General features: G+C 66.9%; 15 protein-coding genes. 5 read left to right on the forward strand and 10 right to left on the reverse strand.

Annotated features, from left to right (window positions below; translation table 11 throughout):
- Positions 1-43: 43 nt before the first annotated feature.
- The 4 genes from ACNKF0_RS19110 to ACNKF0_RS19125 all read right to left on the reverse strand — a co-directional run bounded on the left by ACNKF0_RS19110 (position 44) and on the right by ACNKF0_RS19125 (position 5,454).
- Entirely contained in the window at positions 44-1,411 is a 1,368-nt protein-coding gene (locus tag ACNKF0_RS19110) for an amidohydrolase family protein (RefSeq protein WP_416954408.1), read from the reverse strand.
- Positions 1,408-3,762 carry a xanthine dehydrogenase family protein molybdopterin-binding subunit gene (locus ACNKF0_RS19115; protein ID WP_416954409.1) on the reverse strand — a complete coding sequence of 785 codons (2,355 nt, stop codon included), beginning with the start codon at positions 3,760-3,762 and terminating at the stop codon, positions 1,408-1,410. Before ACNKF0_RS19115 ends, ACNKF0_RS19110 begins: the two co-directional genes overlap by 4 nt.
- Positions 3,759-4,241 (reverse strand): (2Fe-2S)-binding protein, encoded by a 483-nt coding sequence (locus ACNKF0_RS19120; RefSeq protein WP_416954410.1) that lies wholly within the window; start codon positions 4,239-4,241, stop codon positions 3,759-3,761. Before ACNKF0_RS19120 ends, ACNKF0_RS19115 begins: the two co-directional genes overlap by 4 nt.
- 343 nt (positions 4,242-4,584) lie before the next feature.
- On the reverse strand, positions 4,585-5,454 hold the full coding sequence (locus ACNKF0_RS19125; RefSeq protein WP_416954411.1) for an FAD binding domain-containing protein: 870 nt from the start codon (positions 5,452-5,454) through the stop codon (positions 4,585-4,587).
- A gap of 101 nt (positions 5,455-5,555) precedes the next feature.
- On the opposite strand from ACNKF0_RS19125, the gene ACNKF0_RS19130 reads away from it, so the two are divergent.
- A complete protein-coding gene (locus tag ACNKF0_RS19130; protein ID WP_416954412.1) occupies positions 5,556-6,761 on the forward strand; it encodes a PucR family transcriptional regulator in 1,206 nt (401 codons plus the stop codon).
- Positions 6,762-6,989: 228 nt separating this feature from the next.
- On the opposite strand, the gene ACNKF0_RS19135 is transcribed toward ACNKF0_RS19130, so the two are convergent.
- The gene (locus tag ACNKF0_RS19135) at positions 6,990-8,171 is read right to left on the reverse strand and encodes a flavin reductase (RefSeq protein ID WP_416954413.1); all 1,182 of its coding nucleotides are present in this window, start codon (positions 8,169-8,171) and stop codon (positions 6,990-6,992) included.
- Positions 8,172-8,433: 262 nt separating this feature from the next.
- On the opposite strand from ACNKF0_RS19135, the gene ACNKF0_RS19140 reads away from it, so the two are divergent.
- From ACNKF0_RS19140 to ACNKF0_RS19150, 3 genes are all read left to right on the forward strand, one after another.
- The gene (locus tag ACNKF0_RS19140; protein ID WP_416954414.1) at positions 8,434-8,718 is read left to right on the forward strand and encodes a hypothetical protein; all 285 of its coding nucleotides are present in this window, start codon (positions 8,434-8,436) and stop codon (positions 8,716-8,718) included.
- 183 nt (positions 8,719-8,901) lie between these two features.
- Entirely contained in the window at positions 8,902-9,123 is a 222-nt protein-coding gene (locus ACNKF0_RS19145; protein ID WP_416954415.1) for a hypothetical protein, read from the forward strand.
- 221 nt (positions 9,124-9,344) lie between these two features.
- The gene (locus ACNKF0_RS19150; protein ID WP_416958582.1) at positions 9,345-10,493 is read left to right on the forward strand and encodes an IS30 family transposase; all 1,149 of its coding nucleotides are present in this window, start codon (positions 9,345-9,347) and stop codon (positions 10,491-10,493) included.
- 268 nt (positions 10,494-10,761) lie between these two features.
- Here ACNKF0_RS19150 and ACNKF0_RS19155 read toward each other — a convergent pair whose 3' ends face one another.
- Positions 10,762-11,265, reverse strand: a complete 504-nt coding sequence (locus tag ACNKF0_RS19155) for a hypothetical protein (protein WP_416954416.1) — start codon at positions 11,263-11,265, stop codon at positions 10,762-10,764.
- A gap of 281 nt (positions 11,266-11,546) precedes the next feature.
- On the opposite strand from ACNKF0_RS19155, the gene ACNKF0_RS19160 reads away from it, so the two are divergent.
- On the forward strand, positions 11,547-11,978 hold the full coding sequence (locus ACNKF0_RS19160; RefSeq protein WP_416954417.1) for a hypothetical protein: 432 nt from the start codon (positions 11,547-11,549) through the stop codon (positions 11,976-11,978).
- A gap of 85 nt (positions 11,979-12,063) precedes the next feature.
- On the opposite strand, the gene ACNKF0_RS19165 is transcribed toward ACNKF0_RS19160, so the two are convergent.
- The 4 genes from ACNKF0_RS19165 to ACNKF0_RS19180 form a co-directional block, all read right to left on the reverse strand.
- Complete coding sequence (locus ACNKF0_RS19165) at positions 12,064-13,101, reverse strand: dipeptidase (RefSeq protein WP_416954418.1); 1,038 nt, start codon at positions 13,099-13,101, stop codon at positions 12,064-12,066.
- A 2-nt stretch (positions 13,102-13,103) separates the two neighbouring features.
- The gene (locus tag ACNKF0_RS19170; RefSeq protein ID WP_416954419.1) at positions 13,104-14,030 is read right to left on the reverse strand and encodes an ABC transporter permease; all 927 of its coding nucleotides are present in this window, start codon (positions 14,028-14,030) and stop codon (positions 13,104-13,106) included.
- 137 nt (positions 14,031-14,167) lie between these two features.
- Positions 14,168-15,745 (reverse strand): sugar ABC transporter ATP-binding protein, encoded by a 1,578-nt coding sequence (locus ACNKF0_RS19175; protein WP_416954420.1) that lies wholly within the window; start codon positions 15,743-15,745, stop codon positions 14,168-14,170.
- A complete protein-coding gene (locus ACNKF0_RS19180; protein WP_416954421.1) occupies positions 15,742-16,947 on the reverse strand; it encodes a sugar ABC transporter substrate-binding protein in 1,206 nt (401 codons plus the stop codon). The genes ACNKF0_RS19175 and ACNKF0_RS19180 overlap by 4 nt, the downstream gene beginning before the upstream one ends.
- Positions 16,948-17,081 lie beyond the last annotated feature (134 nt).

Consider the following 17,081-nt stretch of genomic DNA (forward strand, 5'->3'; position numbering starts at 1 on the left):
CCTCCGCCAAGTTGCTACTGACCACAACTGCGCGCGCTCGGGCTTACGCGGTGATTCCAGCGCGGACTGCCAACGCATGCGCCGCTCGAGTGGCGCGTTCACGCGTCGCTGCCGCATCGACCATCGTCGGTGCGCCGTCGGCGACTACCTGGCGTCCGCCGACCCACACGTCGCGGACCTCGTCACCCCGGTGGGAGTAGACAAGCGATGCGACGGGATCGTGCACGGGCGAGATGCTGGGCGTGGACGACGCGAACACCACGATGTCTGCTGCCTTACCCGGTTCGAGGGTCCCGATCTGCCCGTCCATGCCCATGACACGGGCGCCTTCGCGGGTCGCCATGTGCATGACCTGTGTCGCAGTCATGATGCGCGGGTCCCGGCGCACACCTTTCGGCACAAGAGCCGCAAACTTGAGAGCGTGCAGCATGCTCAGGTTGTTGCTGCTAGCCGGACCATCTGTCCCAAGACCCACTCGCAGCCCCGCAGCGAGCATTTCGGGGATCGGGGCTACTCCGGATCCCAGATACAGGTTGCTGCACGGGTTGTGGGAAACCCCCGTCCCACTATCGACGAGGCGACGGATGTCGTCGTCATTGCATTGGACGCAGTGCACTGCGACCAGGTCAGGCCCGAGCATCCCCGTTCGTTCCATGAGAGCCGCATCGCGACAGCCGTATCGCCGTTCCGACTCGGCGACATCGAAGTCTGACTCCGCAAGATGAGTAGTGATCAGAGCCTCTGTGTCGTCCGCCAACTGTCGGGTGGCCCGCAACGTGTCCTCGTCAACTGTCCAGCTCATGCACGGGGCGAGGCCGACCTTGACCAACGAACCCGGGTAGTTGTATGCCGCAATTGCCCGGCGGGCGTCCTCCATTGCGGCGTCGATCGGTTCGAGCAAGCTGTGCGGCATGCCGACATCCCCGCCAGAGGTGACGTAGCCGCGGGCGGCGACTCCACGGATCCCGCAATCGGTCATGGCTGCCACGACGGCATCGATGAGTTCCGGCTGCGGGTGCACATACATGAAGTCGAGCAGCGTGGTGGTTCCCGTGGTGAGCGCTTCAACGCACCCGTGCAGCGCGGCGACGTAGCAGTCATCCCACGTGAGGTGCGTGGCCGCCGGCGCCGTCATCGAGCTGATCCATTCCGACAGGGGCTTGTCGGCACCGAGACCTTTCAGCAGGGTCTGGAATAGATGGGTGTGGGTGTTGACCATGCCAGGCGTGACGATCTGATCCCGACAGTCATGCAGCACTGCGTCCGGATGTTGCGCGACCAGATCGGCGGTGCCACCGACTCCAAGGATGTTCCCCGTCGACGAACTGAAGGCGATTGCGCCATCCGGAAATGTTGCGTCCTCGCTGTCGAACGTCAGGACCGTGGCGTGAGTCAGGATATGGGTGGTCACGCTCGCGAGCTCCTCGCGTGGAGAATCTCGGCGATGACGTTCTCCGGTGTCCAGGGGCCGTCGGATCGGAGGGATACGCCCAACGGCGCCAAGGCGTCCGAGATCGCATTGACAAGTGCACCAGGGGCTCCGGAGGCCCCGCCTTCGCCGGCCCCCTTGAAGCCGTAGGGGTTCATGGGACTCGGAGATTCCATGTGGTCGGTACGGACCCAGGGCATGTCGGACACTGTGGGCAGCAAGTAGTCGTTGAAGGTCAGCGACTGTGGAGCTCCGTCAGAGTTGTAGACCAGCTCTTCGAACATGGTCCCGCCCACGCCTTGAGCGACACCGCCAATTACCTGTCCCTCGACCAGGAGCGGGTTGATCACTCGGCCACAGTCATGCACGACGACGTAGTCCACAATCTCGACTTCACCGGTTTCCGCGTCGACCTCAACGGTGGCGGCGTGCGCCGCGTTGGCGAAGGCGATTCCCGGGACTTGATGGTTGTGGGTCGCAGCGAGGTTGAACTCGATGCCATCGGGTAGTGGCGGATTCCAGGGCGTGGACGCCTGCGAGATGGCGCCCAGTCCCACGCGGGCCTGTGGCATGCCCTTCATCTGAGCGCCACCCGCTTGCCATTCGAGGTCGTTCACGTCGGCTTCGAGCATGTGCGCCGCGATTCGCATCGCCTTGGCCTTCACGACTTCTGCGGCGCCACGGGCCGCAGCGCCGCCAATGGCGGCGCTGCGCGATGCGAAGGTGCCGACGCCGTCGGTGATGACGTCAGTGTCTCCGTACAGGACTGTGATGTCGTCGATGGGGATTTCAAGCTCGTCCGCGACGAGCTGGCTGAAGGTCGTAACGTGGCCTTGTCCGTGGGGTGAGGACCCGGTGAGCAAGGTGACCTTGCCGCTGGCGTCGACCTTGACGGTTGCCGCTTCGTAGGGACCGATGGAGGTTTCCTCCACGAAGCAGCACAGCCCGATGCCGAGGCGCTTGCCTCTCGTGAGTGCTTCTCCCTGTGCTTCCTCGCGGCCGGAATAGCCGATCATGACGGCGGCACGTTCGAGAACTGCGGGATAGTCACCGCTGTCGTACTCGACATGCCCAGCAAGGACGATGTCGGTGCCGCGATCGTAGGGAAGTTCGTCGGCTGTGATCATGTTCCGCAGGCGCAGCTCGAGACGGTCGACACCCAAGTCCGCTGCGATGATGTCGATCATTCGTTCCATGACCAGCGCACCCTGGGGGTGACCGGCCCCTCGATAGACAGCTAGCGGGGTCTTGTTGGTCACCACTGTGTGAGCTCGAGCGCGGTAGTTGGGGATTCGGTAGGGGCCACGCGTCATCGCCGACGAGATGCTCGCCGGCGTGGTCGCCAGAGTGCAGAACGCGGCACCATTGTTGGTCCACGATTCCACCGTCATGGCGGTGATCTCTCCATCCAGCGTCACGGCGAGCTCCACGTCGTGCCGCTGCTCGCGTGCCTGACTCGAGGCCACCATGTGCTCCGCACGGCTCTCGATCCATCGAATCGGCTTGTTCAGTCGTAGCGCGAAGAGAGGCGCGAGGACCTCCTCGGGGTAGAACTCGCACTTCCCGCCGAAGCCGCCGCCCACGTCTGGGGCGACGACGCGAATCTTGCTCTCGGGATGGCCAATGACGCCGGCGAGGAACTGCCGCACCAGGTGCGGGAACTGAGTCGAGGTGTAGAGGACCAGGCGCTGCGAGACGGAGTCGACATAGGCAAGGACCCCTCGAGTTTCCATTGGCATCGGTCCGTAGCGGTGGATGCGGAAGCTTTCGCGGTAGACGCGATCGGCTGTGGCCAATGCCGTCTCGACGTCTCCCACGTCCTGAGGCACCGTGTTGACGACGTTGGATCCAAACTCCGGATACAGCAGGGGTGCATTGTCGGCGATGGCGGTGTCGATGTCGGTAAGGGGTGGGAGCGATGAGTAGGCCACCGTGATCATCCCCGCAGCTGCCGCCGCCTCCTGTGCGCTTCGAGCCACGACTGCCGCCACGGGTTGACCGACATACCGGACGCGGCCCTCAGCGAGCACTGGGTGGCTTGCGGGCTTCGTGTCCGGGTAGACGTCGATGCATGGTAGGTGACCGACGCCGGTGAGATCGGCGGCGGTCATGATGTCGACAACACCAGCGGCGTTGCGGGCCGCCTGCACGTCGATGGACGTTATCTCCGCGTGAGCAACCGGTGCGCGCAACAGAGCCATGTGCAACGTCCCGCGTCGCTTGATGTCGGCGACGTAGTTGCCTTGGCCTCGCAGAAGGCGGGCGTCTTCGCGGCGCTTGACTGCCTGGCCGACGTACTTGGGCCTAACCGGCATCGGGCCGGAGGAGGTCATGAGTCGCTCCCTTCGTCGCTCAAGATCTGCCGGCCAGCCTTGAGGATGTTCTGGTATCCAGTGCAGCGGCAGAGATGCCCGTCGAGAGTTGCCGTGAGCTGTTCCTCAGTTGCACGCGGCTGTTGACGTGCGAGTGCAGTAAGGGATACGACGAACCCTGGCGTGCAGAAGCCGCACTGCATGGCGTGGTTGTCGTTGAACGCCTGTTGCACACTCGAAAGCTCGCCGGGAGTGCTGACGCCCTCTACCGTCGTGACGGAGGATTCATCGGTCTGTACCGCCAGCATCAGGCAGGAACGCACCGGCTCGCCGTCCACCAGCACCGTGCAGGCACCGCACGTTCCGTGTTCGCAGCCGACATGGGTGCCGGTCAGGTCGAGTTCATCGCGCAGGTAGTCGGCCAAAGTCATGCAGGGCGAGATATCCGCTGCGATCCACTCGTCGTTGACGCACGTTCGGATGGGGAACTTGTCGCTCACTGGACTACCTTCCTCGCGTGAGCAGGCACGGATGGCCTGCTTGGGCACTTCTGCTCCCCGCAGGGCCGCCAGGACGGTCGCTCGATCCGACACGCGGACCTGCGCGAGTTCTGCCTCGTCTGGCGGCCGAGGCCACTCAGCCCGACTGCGTGGTCTAGCGCCCGCGACAACCGATCAGGGAGCGGCCAGCACCGGGGGGCCAGTACCACCGGGCGGCACACAACTGCGGACACGGTGAGAGAACGGACATGACGCTCACCGGTGGGGCGGCACGAGCGCGAGTCGCTTCCATCGACCACACCGCGCAGCGCTACCAACACAGTCGACGGCGACACGGGGACGCTCATGCCACCACCTGCTCGTTGCGGCTCTCAATGGCCTGGAGTAGTGCGCGTTCGACCACCACAGGCAGTACGTGTCGGCGGTAGGCGGTGCCACTGCGTGCACCGACGTACTCATCCACGCCCGTGGCGAGCCGTGCTACCTCTTGGAAAGTCGCGTGGTCCGCTGGACCCCCGCGAAGGGCCTTCTCGACATCGGTTTGCTTCACCGGCCGCCCCGCGGCGCCGCACACACCGACCCAGGCCTCGGTGATGACGCCCCGATCGTCTAGTGCCAGCTGCGCACCGGCACCGATGATCGGCCAGTCCTTCTTCTTGCGGGCGACCTCGAAGAAGCCAGCGACGACATTGCCATGGACCGGAAAGGTGACTTCGACCAGAACCTCGTCTGACGTCCTCGCCGTCATGAACGGGCCGATGGGGTAGTCGATCGCCGGAACGACGCGCTCGCCGCGATGGCTCACCAGTGTGTACGTCGCCCCGAGCGCGGCCGCCACGGCCGGAATCTCGGAGCACGGATCGGCCTGAGTCAGGTTTCCGCCGATGGTCGCCCGTGTGCGGACCTGCACGTGGGCAACATGCCGCAAGGCGGACCACAGCAGGGGAAGCTGAGACCGTAGCCACGTGGACTCACGTAGCGCCGCGAGCCGGACAAGGGCGCCGATTCTCAGCCTGTCCCCCTCATCGTTGATCGTCGCGAGTTCGGCCACTCGGTTCAGATCGACGATTCGGCTCGGGCGCTCCCGCCCAAGATTCATGGCGGCTACGAGGCTTTGGCCGCCTCCGAGCGGTCGACCAGTTCCGTCGGCCAGTGCTTCCACCGCTTCCTCAAGCGTCTTTGGTCGCACGTAGTCGAACGATGGCAACGTCACTGCGGCCTCCCAGCTGGACGGACTGTGGTGCCAGTATGGAGTCACTCCACGACCCGGCCGGTTTACGAAGTGTCACGCGATCGGGACTATGCTGGGACAGTATGTCGCACCCGTTCGCACTGTCCGACCTGCTGGAGCTGGAACCGTTTCGGCGCTGCAAGCCCGAAGTGATGTGCGGGCAGCACCTCGTGCATCGGCCGGTGCGGTGGGTTCACACGAGCGAACTTGCCGAAGCGGCGGCGCTGTTGAAGGGAGAGGAACTACTCCTGACTTCAGGGCTGGGTCTCGTGGGAAGAGGCGGTCCGGGACTTCGCGCTTACGTCGCCGCACTGGGCGAGCGGCGCGCCTCTCTCGGCCTAGAACTCGGATGGACATTCGCAGCCGTCCCCGACGAGATGCTCGAGGCCGGGCGCGAGTACGACGTACCGGTGATAGCACTTCACGAGATCGTCCCGTTCGTCGAGCTCGCCGAAGCTGGGCAGGAGGCGATACTGACTCGCCGGCTCGCGACGAAGCCTCCAGTACCGAACGACCAGGCATCGGTTCGCGCGCGCCTGCTTCGAGAACTCGAAGACGGTCAGGTTGGGGCATCGTCACTTTACCGAAGACTCACTGAAGTTGGGATCAGCCGCCGAGCCGACTCCTATCACGCGATCGTGATACGCGGCTTCCGGCAGGGCTTCGGCAGCGCGCTCGCGGACGCGCTTGGTTCGAGGCCCAGGAGCCACGATGCGCTGACCGCTCTGGTCTCTAGTGACGTGGTCGCCCTGGTGCCCGAGGAACCGTCCCAAGGGGCCGGTCCGTCATTGCTGGAATACATCGACGATTTTTCCAGGTCTCGCGGTGAAGCGACGACATGCCGGATTGCGGTCTCAGAGCCAGGTCCCCTCATGACGGCGGCGGCCCATCTCACCCACTGCCGCCACGCACTGTCGCTCGCTGTCTCACTTGGCATCAAGGACCGGATACTCGCGGCGCCTTTGATCTCGGCACGGATGGTCCTGAACCGGCTGGTAGCCGACGCTCTGGCTAGCAAGCTCGTCGGCGAGGAGCTCGGAGCACTGATAGAACACGACCGGCGCCACGACACAAGACTTGTCGAGACCCTCCAGACGTACCTGGTGAACGGTTCCAACATCCAGGGCACCGCTGCGGCCCTGCACTGTTCTCGCCAGTCGCTGTATCGCCGCAAGGAGACAATCGTGCGGCTCATTGGCGACTTCGACGTCCCGGAACGTCACGCGAACTTGGTCGTGGCGCTTGAGCTGCACGCGCTCCAGCAGCGGGCCGCTGGCCTGAGCCGATGAGCCTACGGTGCGGCCCCAAACGTGGAGTCCCACCGCGACTCGCAGGTGAAGCCGCAAGCAAGGCACACGGCTCATCGCACTTCCGCCGGTTGCAAGCGCGAAGGCGGGGCGGCAGGCCTCGGCCGCCTGAGACCGAGACGCCAACCTGTTGGAAGGGTCTGTCCTACGGAGAGGTAGCGACTCGACCGCGCAAGCAGACGGTCCCGGTGTCAGAAGCTAGGCGACCGGTCAATCAATGCTCAGCAGTTGAGCTGCTCGCCCCGTCGCCCGGAGCAGCGTGTCCCGGCAGCGTCGAAGGAAATCGGAGTCCTCGTCGCCCTTGAACCCGATCAGATCCATGCCCAAGACCGTCCGACCTGACTGGTCTCGAATCGGGGCATGCATTGTCGCAGCGACGGACAGGTCGTCGACATCCTTCAGCGAGTCGGACGCATTCTCCGCTGCCTCCAGCAAGATAGTTGTGAGTGCCTCACCCTCCCCTCCTTCGATCCCCCTCCTATCGAGGAACAGCTGCTGAAATCTGCTGGCGAACGGCCGATGCTTGATGGCTACATAGCCCCGCCTGCGGGTCGCTTCCAGCTGAGCCCATGCCAAGGCTTGGAAGTCAACGCCGGCGAGACGCATGCCCTCGTTGATCCAACGGCGTTGCTCAGCTTCGCTCCCCCACGCCACAAACCAGGGCGACAGTGGAGCGACCAACGGATAGGTGGATCCGACGTGGGTACTTGCGGCGCCGCTCACCGTACCGACGCCGGCGGCAGCAAGGATCACGACCTCACCTTCAACCACTGCACTCACCGCACATTCGAGCCCGAGGTCTCGCGCGACTGCCTCGATCTCGGGACGAACGAGGTCGGCCAATCGGAGCACTGGTGTTAGTCCTGGGGCCTGGGCTTCCAACGAAGCGATCCGAGGGGCGCCGTAGCCTCCACGAAGGAACAGGAGCGGAAGACCCCCATCGTCGCCGATACCCAGGTCTCTGACTCGTCCCAGCACGAAGTCATGATCGCCGGCCGGGATCACCGCGTCGAGGTCGCAATCGACCCACAGGGCAGCGTCGGGAATGCGTGGACTGCCGGTCTCGGACCGTGCACTTGCATGAGTGAAGCGGTCAGGCGCCTTCGATGCGAAGGCACGGCAGACGTCCTCGTGGTGAGCGCCCAAGACGCTGACACAGAACTTGCCGACTTCCTTCAGACGCGGCCACGTCGAACCGTCGCGCCCAACGAGAAAGCCGACCAGCGGCGGGTCGAGAGACACTGAGGTGAACGAGCCGATAACCATTCCCACGGACTCGCCGCGCTCCTCTTGGGCGGCGACGACTGCCACTCCGGTGGGGTAGTGGCCGAGCGCTCGTCTGTACTCGGATGGGTTGATCGCGGTGGGGCTGATTGCGGTCGGCTTGTTCACGGATACCTCCATGTGTTGTTGCTGCAGCGGTCGCTCAGACAACAGGGGTCGCGTTTCCCGCACTTGCGGGATCTGACCTCGCGCCTAAGTCGCCGCCGCTCGCCGTCCGCTGAATGGGCGGCGTCCTGGTCGGTCTCCCCAGACTGGCTGAGGGGCGTTGTGCGCGAATCGTGCTTCCGACGCGACAGTTGGACGACCCCTGGTCATCCCATCGGATGTCCACCCTCGGGTCCGTTCGCATGCGCGCCCCGAACCGACCTGGATGAGCTGCCACGACGAGACTGCACCGCCATCCGCGCCCGTCGCCTGGCTGCGCGACTTCGCCGACGCTCGCACCCGGCTACGCGACTGGGTCGCCACCTGCGGCACCCGCCTCGACCGTGACCGTCCGACTCGACGTACTCCCTGGCCCGGTGAGTCGGACGACGATGCAGGCGGGGAAGTCGAGATGACCGACCGCGAGCGCGACTTCGACGAGTTCGTCCGCCACGACGTGCTGCGCAGACGACGGGTGCGGTCGCTCCGGGATGGGCCGGGCAGATCGTGATCCGGACAGCGGCGATAGGCACCGACGCACCCGGGACGTCCCCAAGCCGTGCGGGTGCCGCGACGGCGCTCGACATCGCCGCAGCAGTCTTGCTCTCGAACCAGTCAGCGGAGGTGCCGATGCACGGAGCAGCCGGACCAGCGATGGGCAGCGCTGGCCGCTCTTGCTGATCACGCCTCGAGCGTGCACGCCGACTCCGACTACGAGCGCGTGTTGCTGACGCTCGATGCGTACACCGGGGGCGCCTCGCCGGGTGCGTCGAAGGCCGTCGTCGACGATCCGTGCACCGAGATCGCTACAGCACGGCGCTGGCTGCGCGCCGTCGAGGTCGTTCGGCTGACGTCGCTTCAGGTCGAAATTCTGCTGGTCATGCTCGACGACGCCCTCGCGGGCGACCTCGGCTGATGTACGGCGAGTCCGGCTCCGCACTCCGCCGAGCGATGACGGACCTCCTGCAGATGCATCGTGTCCAGCGCCGGTTCGGCGCCGCCGACCAGCTCGCGAGCCATGTCCTTCTCGTTCGGCAGTACCGGCAGAACGTGCTCGCGTGGTGCGGCAACGCCCTGCAGCTCGCGGGGCGGTCTCAATAGGTCAGCGCAACACTTCTTGAATTCGAGGAGGTTGTGATGCCGCGTGGTTATCGGAGGTTGTCGGAGGCTGATCAGGACGAGATTTGGGCGCGGTTGCGGGCGGGCCACGCGGTCAAGCCCACGGCTCGCGCGCTGGGGCTGCCGACCGGCACGGTGCGGGCCTATCTGGTGCGCTGTGGCGGGATCCGGCCCGCTCCGCGGCGCCGCTCGCCTGGCCGGTTGAGCTTCGCCGAGCGGGAGGAGATCTCGCGGGGTCTGGCCGCGGGCAGCTCGCTGCGCGCGATCGCGGCGGGCCTGGGACGCGCCCCGTCGACGATGAGCCGTGAGGTGGCCGCGCACGGCGGGCCGACTGGGTACCGTGCCGCCCCGGCAGAAGACTCGGCTTGGGCGAGAGCGCGACGTCCCCAGCCGTGCAAGCTTGCGACCCATCCGCAGCTGCGTGCCATCGTGGGCGAGAAGCTGACCCACCGGTGGTCGCCACAGCAGATCGCCGGCTGGCTGAAGACCACCTACCCACAGGTCCCGGAGATGCAGGTGTCGCACGAGACGATCTACCGGACCCTGTTCATCCAGTCTCGCGGCGCGCTGCGCCGCGAGCTCACGACGTACCTGCGTACCCGGCGGGTGATTCGACGCCCGGCCGGCACCCGTCTGCCCGATGGCCGCGGCGGTCGGCCCGGGATCCTGCACATCAGCGAGCGACCCGCTGAAGCCGACGACCGTGCGGTGCCCGGACACTGGGAGGGTGACCTGGTCTTCGGCAAACGGATGAGTCCGGTAGCCACGCTGGTGGAGAGGTCGACCCGGTTCGTGATGCTGGTGGCGCTGCCAGAGGGGTACAAAGCGGACCTGGTCGCTCAAGCATTGGCCGCGAAGATCACCACCCTGCCCGCGGCGTTGACCAGAACCCTGACCTGGGACCAGGGCCACGAGATGGCCGAGCACAAACGGTTCACCCACCAGACCGGGGTCCAGGTCTACTTCTGCGACCCCAAGTCCCCCTGGCAGCGCGGCAGCAACGAGAACACCAACGGCCTGCTGCGCCAGTACCTGCCCCGCACCCTCGACTTCCGCACCCTCACCCAAGACAACCTCGACGCCATCGCCGACGAGCTCAACGGCAGGCCTCGACAGACCCTCGGCTTCAAGACACCATCACAGGCACCGGCCGAGGTGTTGCGTTGACCGCTTGAGGCCGCAGCCTGCTTCTGGACACCTTCGAATGGCCGACTGGGGTCCACGTGCGAGCCAGCGCCGCACCGAATCGGCAGCGGCGATCGCACCCCGCCTTAGTCCAGGGTAGCCATCTCGCGACGACCGAAAATGCGTCCGCTCTAGAAGCCGCGGCGGGGTACGCACGGGGTACGCGTGCGGTCGCAAACGTCCGTCATAGCCGCCGAGTCTTGGTCTCCGAGCCGTCTCATTGCGAACGGCCACCGCCGCCTGCTCCGGCTCAATGCACGCTTGCTCCGGACGGCCTTGCAAACGTCGCGATGCGACCGTTGCAAAGTGGGGGTACGCCGGGGGCAAGCGATGCCACGCCTCGAACTCGCTGGACGCAACCCGATTCATGCCGCCTGGCATCAGACGGCATCCAACGCGCGACGACGGGGTGTTGCCGCCAGCCGCGACCGGGCGCCACTCTCGGTGGCGTCCCTACTCTTCTACTGCCTTGCGCCGAGAAGAGGTCTTCAGCCCCGGGAGCAAGCTCCTCCTCGCTCGCGTACTCGACGACGAAGGAGTGCGGACCGAATGCCTCGTCGAGCAGATTCTCGCGATGCTCTCGAAGCGTCGTCAGATCGGTGGCGACCACGGTGGGCGTCGCCCATCCCTGTCCGTCCACGTCCACGCATGCCCCGACGACGAGGGGTTCGACCCCCGGCGTGCCAAGGATGGCGTCCATGCGCGCGGTGTAACCGGAGGTGATGCCGGGGTTCAGGAGCCGCTGCTCATCCACGGCGCCGGCACCGTCGGCCGCGGCGGCGGCGATATCGCTCCCACGCGGAACGAGGAGGAAGCCCGGCTTGGTGCAGAGCTGTCCGACGGACCCGCATATGCTCGTCACGAAGCCCCGTGCGATGGACGTGCCGTGCTGGGCCCCGCCGCCCTCGTCGTGACGAAGACGGGTTGACACTGCCTAGCTCGCGAATATGGGAATCGGCGTGGGCCGGTCGACCGCGAGGTCGGACAGCATGCAGCCGGCCCGGATCGACCCGGTAAAGCTGGCGACCCGGATTCGTGGGTCCAGCAGCATCGCCACCACCCCTCCTCCTGCCCGACGAGAAGCTGAAGCGTCGCGTCGGGACCACTCTCGGCGAGAGCGGCGCGGACGACGTCGACGGTCTGCCTCGAGAGCTCCGGGTGCCCCGGGTGGGCCTTGACGACTGCGGGGCACCCCGCGGCCAGCGCGGAGACGGTGTCGCCGCCGACAACCGAAAACGCGAAAGGGAAGTTGCTCGCGGCCGGGTGACGCCGATCGGCATCTTGGTCAGTGCCGGCGAAGTTGAGGACCGGCCCGAGCGGCACGTGGTAGTGGCGAAAGTCCGAGCGACTGCCGAGGACGAAGTCATCGTCCGCCTCGTCAATCCGCACGTCGAGATAGGAGTCCTCGAGCAGGATGTCGACGAAGAGGCGGGACGATCAGTCGACCGGCCGCCAAGAGATTGTTGATTTCCCACCTCGAGTAGGGTGGCGCGCAGCTCAGTCCGTTAGCGACGCCGTGAGGTTGAATCCCTCGACGTCGTTTGACCCGTCCCTACGATTCCCGGTCAGACATCGAGACGCCCGGCGGCTCGGAGTCCAGTTGCCGCGCCAGCGTCTCAACGATGGTGCCGGCGCAGACTCGGCGGCTCACCTGCGGTCCCAGCACCTCCGACAGCCGCACCGCGAGGGCGGCCAGGTCTGTGGGCCGCTCGAGGCCCTCGACCCAGGGCAGCGCGTCGGAGTCGACGAGCGCCCCGCCGAGCACGGGGTCGACCGCGTCGACGAGGTCGCGCATGAAGTCCAAGCCGAGCGCGACCCGCTCCGCACCCACCAGCGACACCGCGTGGCTCACATGGGCCAAGAACGAGTCGACGGTGGCCGCGTCGGACAGGAACGGCCCGAAGCCGTTGATGGCCACGAACCCGCCGCTGTCGGCCACCGCCCGGATCTGCTCATCGGTCAGGTTGCGCGGGTGCGCCTGCAGGGCCCGGCAGGAGGAATGGCTGGCGACGAAGGGCCTGGTGGCGACAGACGTCAGGTGCCAGAAGCCCGTTTCGGAGAGGTGGCTGACGTCGACGATCATGCCCAGGCGCTCCATCTCCGCGACCGCCTCGAGCCCCAGCTTCGTCAGGCGGCCGCCTGCATCCTGCTCGCCCACCCCGTCGGCCATCATCGTGCGGCGGTTCCAGGTCATCGACGCGATCCGTACCCCGAGGCGGTGGAAGGTGTCCAGCAGCTCGAGGGAGTGACCGATCGGCTCGCATCCCTCGAGGGCGAGGACGAGCGCGATGCGGCCGCTCTGGATCGCAGGCAGGATCTGGTCGCCGCGCTGGCAGATCACCACGTCGGTGGCGTGCACGTCGGCCAGCCGGCGAGCCTCCTCGAGCACCTGCAGGCTCCGGCGCAGGGCCCCCTCCCCCACGTGTTGCTCCTCGGTGAAGACCGGAAGCACCTGGAGGACCACTCCGCCTGCCCGCAGCTGCGGCAGCCAGAAGTCCCCGAAGGGGTCGGACAGGCCCCGCTCGCGCTGGTGCAGGACACCGAGGAGGAGGTCGTTGTGGCAGTCCGCCACCGGCAGCGACGGAGCCATCATTAGGAGGCGGTGCCCCCGCTGCGGGCCTCGCGCCGGCGGGCCAGCTGGGCCAGCGAAACGGCGATGACCAGCGCCCCGCCGTAGAACAGCTGCTGCACGAAGCTCTCCGCACCGAGGAGTTGGAGCCCGGTGATGCCGGTGGCGAGGAAGTAGACGGCGATGAACGCGCCCCAGGCGTTGAAGCGGCCCGGGATCACGGTGGTCGCCCCGAGGAACACCGCGGCGAAGGCGGGCAGCAGGAACGAGGTGCCCGAGCTCGGGTCCGCCGACCCGGTGGTGCCGGCGTACAGCGTGCCCGCCACTCCGGCCAGGCCGGCAGAGCTTACCAGGGCGCCCATCCGGACGCGCCCGACCTTGATACCGCTGAGCCGGGCGACATCGCGTCCCCTGCCGACGAAGAGCATCCGCATGCCGAGGGCGGTGTGCTGGAGCAGGTACCAGAGCACGAAACAGAGCGCGAGCCCGTAGTAGAACGCCGCCGGGACGCTGACGAGCTTGTAGCCGATGACGAGGTCGACGAGCGAGCTCGAGATGCCGCTGATCGTGGTGGAGTTGCTGATCCAGAGGACGAGGCCTTGGATCACGGTCCCCGTGCCCAGCGTGACGATCAGCGAGTCGACCCCGAAGAACACGATCACGGCGCCGTTCACCAGCCCCGCCAACAGGGCCACCACCAGGCCGGCCACGATGGCGGCACCGATCGACCATCCGTGATTGACGTTCAGGATCCCGATCACCATGGCCGTGAGGGTGGCAACTGAGGCGACCGACATGTCGTAGTCACCGCACACCAGCGGCAGCACCAGGCTCAGCGTCAGCACGAGTGGGACCGCCTGTGATCCCAGGATGTTGGAGATGCTGGCCGTGCTGAGGAAGGTGTCCGGCAGCAGCACGGCGAACACCACAAAGACGAGGAACCAAGCCACGGGCAAGGCCCCGGCCTCGATGCGCGAGGTCCAGCGACGATGGCGAGGCCGCGTGGGCGCGACCGCCTCCGTGCCTTCTTCGGTAGATGTTCCTACTGACATGTCGACTCTCTTCACGGGCAGGGATTGCGGATTGATCAGGCGTCCGAAGCCGCGCGGAGCGGCCGGGTGACGACGTCGGCGTCGGTGAACAGCATGTCGGTGAGGCCGGCCTTGGTGACGGCCTGGCCGTGCACCTCGTCGGACACGACACCGCGTCGCATCAGCAGCACGCGGTTGCAGAGCTGGGCCAGCTGGTCGAGGTCGGAGCTCGAACACACGACCGCGCAGCCCTGACGGGCCGCCTCGGCGATGAGGTTGAAGATCTGCTCGCGCGCCCCGACGTCGACACCCTGGGTGGGCTCGCTGAGCAGCAGCACCTTGGGTCCGGTCACGAGCCACTTGGCCAGCATCGCCTTCTGCTGGTTCCCGCCGCTGAGGGAGGCGTAGGCCAGCGCCGACTGAGGAGGACGTACGTCGAGGTCGCGCAGCAGCTTGCCGGCGTGCCGTTCGAGCCTCCTGCCCGTCAGGGCGAACGGACCGCCACCCTGCCGCAGCGAGAGCAGCGCGACGTTCTCGCCGACGGTCAGGGCGGGAGCACTGCCCTCGACCGCACGGTCGCTGGGGAGGTAGGCGATTCCGGCCCGGATCGCCGTCGAGGGCGAGAGACGGCCCGCCTCGAGCTCGAGATCGTCGACCGCGACAGAGCCGCTCGTGGCCTGCAGCGCCCCGAAGAGCAGCTGGTTCACCTCGTCGAACCCGGAGCCGATCACGCCGGTGAGGCCGACGATCTCGCCCGGCTGCACACTGAGGTCGAGGTGCGCCACGGCCCTGCCGCGCAGGGCACTCACCTGGAGGCGCGGCCGCTCCCCCACCGCGGGCAGGGGGGCGGACCCGGCGCTCAGCGTCGAGACCGGCCGGCCCACGATCATCCGGACGAGGTCCCCGCGGGCCAGCGACGCGGTGTCCTCGCTGCCGACCAGCTCGCCGTCGCGCAGGACGCTCACCCGGTCCGTCACCGTCAGGACCTCGTCGAGGTCGTGCGACACGAACAGCACGCCCGCACCCTGAGCGGCCACCGTGCGCATCAGCGCGACGAGTTCGGAGACCTCGCCCTGGGGCAGGAAGGCCGTCGGCTCGTCCAGCACGAGCAGTCCCCGCACGCTGCTGTCCTCCGCGTCGAGGTGGCTCACGGCGCGGGCGATGGCCAGCTTGGCCCGTTCCAGGCGTGAGATGTCCCGCACGAGCGTGTCTGGTCGCAGCGAGATACCGAACCGCTCGAACAGCGCCGTGGCGCGGGCCAGCTCGGCGCGCTTGCGCCGAGGACGGATGCCGGAGCCCGTGGCCACGTCATCGGCCAGCAGGTTCTCGAGCACCGTCAACGACGGGAGCAGCGCGAGGTCCTGATGGACGAACCGGAGCCGGTGGTCGCGCCGGTCGGCGGTGGAGAGAGGCAGGTCGACGGACGTTCCGTCGAGCTCTACCGTCCCCCCGTCGGGGGTGTGGAAGCCGGCGAGGATCTTGATCAGGGTCGACTTGCCCGACCCGTTCTGACCGAGCAGCCCGTGGACCTCACCGCGGCGAACGGTGAGGTCCACGTCCCTGAGCACCCGGGTGGGGCCGAACGTCTTCCCGACGCCGGTCATCCGGAGGACAGGCTGGGCCGGATCGGTCATCCGAGGCCCCAGACCTCAAGGTACTGGGCCTCCAGGTCGTCCCCGTAGCCCTTGTTGACCTCGGGCGGGGACCCGGCCTCGTCAACGTTGGAGGTGTCGAAGATGCGGACCGGCACGATGTCCATGACCCGCGAGGGCTCCATCCCGGACATCAGCCGAAACGCGTTGTCCATGGCCGCGAAGCCGGCGCCCTCGAGAGACTCGCCCACGTCCATCGTCACGATGTTGCCGTCCTGGATCATCTTCAGCACGGCCGGCGTGCCGTTGAAGGTGACCACCTCGACCTGGCCGTGCTTGCCAGCCGCGGTGATGCCGGCGACGGCGTAGCTCGCCATGTTGTCGTAGAGCGGCACGACGTACTTGATCTCGGGGTCGCGCACCAGCTCGGACTGCACGGTGGACTGCACCGAGGTCGTCCACTTGCTGATCGGCACGTTGGCGAACGTCGTCTCACAGGCGGGGCAGGCGCTCGCGATCTCGTCCTTGAAGGCGGCTTCCTGGCCCGGGCTGGGGCCGGCGTCGTTGGAGGTCACCACGAGGATCTTTGCGGAACCGCCGGAGTCGACGGCGATCCAGTCGGCGTTCAACCGGGTGGCGGTCTGGTACGGCGCGGCGACGATGGCGTCCACCCCGTCGACGCAGTCCACGCCGAGGCCGGAGCAGTCTGGGGCGAACTGGGCCGACGTGTCCCAGAACATGCTCACGACGACCTTGATGCCCGCCTCGCGAGCCTGCTTGATCTGCGGCTCCAGCGCGCGGGGATCCGTGCCACCGCTGAGGATGATGACGTCGACGCCCTTCGCGATGGCCTGGTTCATGCCCGCGACCCACTGGTTGGGTTGACCTTCGTTGGTGTAGACCTCGAAGTTGACGTCCGCGAGCTCGGCGACGCGCTCCATCGCTGCGTTGATCTGGATGTTGTAGTCGTTGGTTGTGAGCAGCGGGATGACGAACACGCTCCTGCCGGCCAGGCTGGCGACGTCCACCGCCGGGCCGGGCGAGACGAAGTCATTGACCGCCTTGAACTGCTCAACCCTATCGGCCGCTGCCTGCGAGACCTCGCCCTTCTCGGACCCGCTCGACGACGCCGAGGACGAGTCACCGGGGCTGGAGCAGGCCGCCAGAGCCAGGGGCAGCAACAGTGCAACGACAGCGAGCTGGCGGCGCGACCGCACACCCAGTGCAGACATCTGCTTCTTCATCGTTCGGTTCCTCCACTGTCATCCGCGCGGCGACTGCCGACGGCCGGCACCCTTGTGGCGCTTCGACTAACTCATGGTCCCAACGGCGGATCGCGGGACATATGTGCACATCGCCTGGTCGACTTCCACGCGGC

Source organism: Nocardioides sp. T5 (assembly GCF_048161455.1).
In the GTDB taxonomy this organism is placed as follows: Bacteria; Actinomycetota; Actinomycetes; order Propionibacteriales; family Nocardioidaceae; genus Nocardioides.

What these genes read in the sequence shown, in the direction of transcription:
- ACNKF0_RS19115 (WP_416954409.1), bottom strand. Translation starts at nt 3,762, where the DNA reads ATGACCTCCTCCGGCCCGATGCCGGTTAGGCCCAAGTACGTCGGCCAG.
- ACNKF0_RS19130 (WP_416954412.1), top strand. Translation starts at nt 5,556, where the DNA reads ATGTCGCACCCGTTCGCACTGTCCGACCTGCTGGAGCTGGAACCGTTT.
- ACNKF0_RS19140 (WP_416954414.1), top strand. Translation starts at nt 8,434, where the DNA reads ATGAGCTGCCACGACGAGACTGCACCGCCATCCGCGCCCGTCGCCTGG.
- ACNKF0_RS19150 (WP_416958582.1), top strand. Translation starts at nt 9,345, where the DNA reads ATGCCGCGTGGTTATCGGAGGTTGTCGGAGGCTGATCAGGACGAGATT.
- ACNKF0_RS19165 (WP_416954418.1), bottom strand. Translation starts at nt 13,101, where the DNA reads ATGGCTCCGTCGCTGCCGGTGGCGGACTGCCACAACGACCTCCTCCTC.
- ACNKF0_RS19175 (WP_416954420.1), bottom strand. Translation starts at nt 15,745, where the DNA reads ATGACCGATCCGGCCCAGCCTGTCCTCCGGATGACCGGCGTCGGGAAG.
- ACNKF0_RS19180 (WP_416954421.1), bottom strand. Translation starts at nt 16,947, where the DNA reads ATGAAGAAGCAGATGTCTGCACTGGGTGTGCGGTCGCGCCGCCAGCTC.